The following is a 2707-nucleotide window of genomic DNA, read 5'->3' as shown; positions in this document are numbered from 1 at the left end:
TAGTTAGTGAATTGAATACAACCGATTCATCAAGTATTGACTGGCCCGCAGCAGGAATTCCGAGCGGGATATATATTTATGTTATTACGAATGACAAAAAAGAGAAGAAAACAGGCAAGCTGGCGGTAATTAAGTGAGGGTAAGTTAGACGAGGAGAAAAATTATGATTTTCAGTAGGTATAATTCAATTTTGTTGGGATTTTTGATTGTTCTTTTTCATCTTTCTTTTTTAAACGCTAATCCAGTTATTTCAACCAGCACCTTCAAAACTTTCGCTATTGCCCAAAAGCCATATACCTATACTATTCAAGCGACAGGCAGCGGGACACTTGCGTATTCTTTGGTTACCTATCCGGAAGGTATGACTATAAACGGAAGCACTGGCTTAATAACCTGGACACCGGCGCATAACCAAGCCGGAGACAATAATGTTACAGCGTGTGTAACAGATACCAATGGAAGCACAGATACGAGTTTTGTGGTTTCAGTAATGGGTATTCCGGACACGATGATTGACAATCTGAAAAATATAAATAAGGGCTGCAGGGCCAGGCCCTTTGCCATGTTTAATATAGGGGATAGTATTACAGCGGCAAGCGGGTGGTGGTATGCCCTCTGTCCTGCCAATGGAGGAAGCGCCGGAAAGATTAATTATCCCTGGTATTATAACATTATTAGTAATTTTAATATTAGAGTCGCTGCTCCTGGCATGAAAGCAGAATTTCCTTTTCTTGACTACTATGGAAGCGGTGTGACCTATATAGACACAAGGGTATCAGAATGGTATCCTGAAATAACAACTGTTTTATACGGGACAAATGACGCTATTGGAAGGGAAGGTATAACGAAATATAAGACGGACATGCAAAGTATATTAAACTATTTAACCGCTAAAAAAATCATTCCTATTTTAGTTACACCGCCGCCAATCAATGATACCAATACCAAGATAAGCGACCTACAACCTTATTTGACTGCGGTAAAAGAACTTGCTTCTACCAACAATATACCCGTGATAGACTTTTTTAATGCCATCCTCACTGAGCGCCCTACTGATTGGTATCCCGTTATGATTCCTGACGGAATTCATCCGGGCGGCGCCTATGATAATGTCAATATGGATGAAACAGCGATTCATAATGATGGCGAGTGCCTGGTAAATTATTTAATGTGCAGAATGTATGAATTTATTTCGTCCCGCATGCTGGATGAAAATTACCGGGCCTGGGTTGGAATACCGGAGACCATATATGTGAGAAACGGCGAGAACCTGAATTACAATCTCATAGAGATACTTAATGCCGGCAAACTGGGAATTACAGTTAACTTAACTTCTGATTTCGGGACAGTTACTCCTTCGCAGAAAGATTTAGCGTCTCAGACGAAGTCGTTTGCCACTTTGAGCGGCGGCGCCATAACATCAGACCGTGTGGTGAGTGTAACCGCAGCTATATCCGGGCAAAGCATAGTATATACCAGCACAACACAAATCAAAGCAATTGATTTATGCGGTAGTTTTTCTGATAATTTTGAAACAGGCGATTTTTTGACAAATTGGGAAAAGTCTAAAACAGGCGGAGTATGGTCAACCCAATCCGTAGATGGCAGTAATGTATTGAAATTTCTGGGCCCAGGTTTCCAATTTAGCGCGATAAATCGTTATGGTACAGATACTTCTGCCGGCTATGTAAGATTAAAAGATAAAATTTATAAAGATTTCTCAATTTCTTTTAGAAGTAAGGATGATTCCACTACCAGTAATGAGAGAGGATGTAGTATTATTTTTGGATATCAGGATCCGAATAATTATTACTGGATTAACATATCCGGGGCAGGTAGAATATACAAGAGAGTAAATGCTGTTACCGGGCCCCTTAGCGGGAGTAGTTATGATTTTAATTATACTGGCAGTGTCTGGCATAATATTGCGCTTTCAAGGCAGAATGGCGAGATTAAAATAAATTATGACGGAAGCGCAGTGCCAGCCCTGACCTGCACAGACAATGACTTTCTATACGGGAAAATAGGCATAGGCGTAGAGGCTGATACATCGGGAAGCCAAACCGTATATTTTGATGATGTCTCAATTCAGCTTTTATCATCTTCACCGATTATTGTAACATCTAATCTCCCTAATGCTATAGTGGTGCAGTCCTATACAGCCACAATAGCAGCTTCCGGCGGGACAGCACCGTATACCTGGCTAGCTTCTTCCCCTTTACCCGCTGGTTTAACTTTAAGCACTGCCGGAGCAATTTCCGGTACACCGACAGCGGTAGGTTCCACTACAACGACTTTCAAGGTAACAGATTCGGTCAACGCGATAGCAACAAAAGATTTGTGTATTACTGTGCGGCCCGTTCCGCCCCTGACGATTACCACTGCAAATTTAACTGATGGCGGAGTAAGTTCTGCTTATAACGCCACTTTAACCGCTACCGGCGGGACAGGACCATATACCTGGACAGCAGTAACCGGCAGCACCAGTTTGCCGGCAGGTTTAAGTTTATGCTCAACAGGGACAATATCCGGCGTAGCGTCATCTTCCGGCACATATACATTTACAATAAAAGCGCAGGACTCAACGGCACCAACTCCATTAGAATCAACCAAACAGTTCAGTATAACAATAAATCCAGCGCCTGTAACAGATGGCTATAGAATCAGCGGATATGTGAAAGCTACAGATACTCAGCAGGGAATAGCT

The 2707-nt window shown here is 42.1% G+C and carries 1 protein-coding gene; it reads left to right on the top strand.

Features of this window, described 5'->3' with window-relative positions; all coding sequences use genetic code 11:
- Positions 1–163: 163 nt before the first annotated feature.
- Positions 164–2707: putative Ig domain-containing protein (locus KKH91_08245; GenBank protein ID MBU0952791.1), on the top strand; the 2544-nt coding region annotated here is incomplete at its 3' end.

It is taken from the genome of Elusimicrobiota bacterium (assembly GCA_018816525.1).
Taxonomy (GTDB): Bacteria; Elusimicrobiota; Endomicrobiia; order CG1-02-37-114; family XYA2-FULL-39-19; genus OXYB2-FULL-48-7.
The sequence above is the reverse complement of the archived record's forward strand: the minus strand, read 5'-3'. Positions and strand labels throughout refer to the sequence as shown.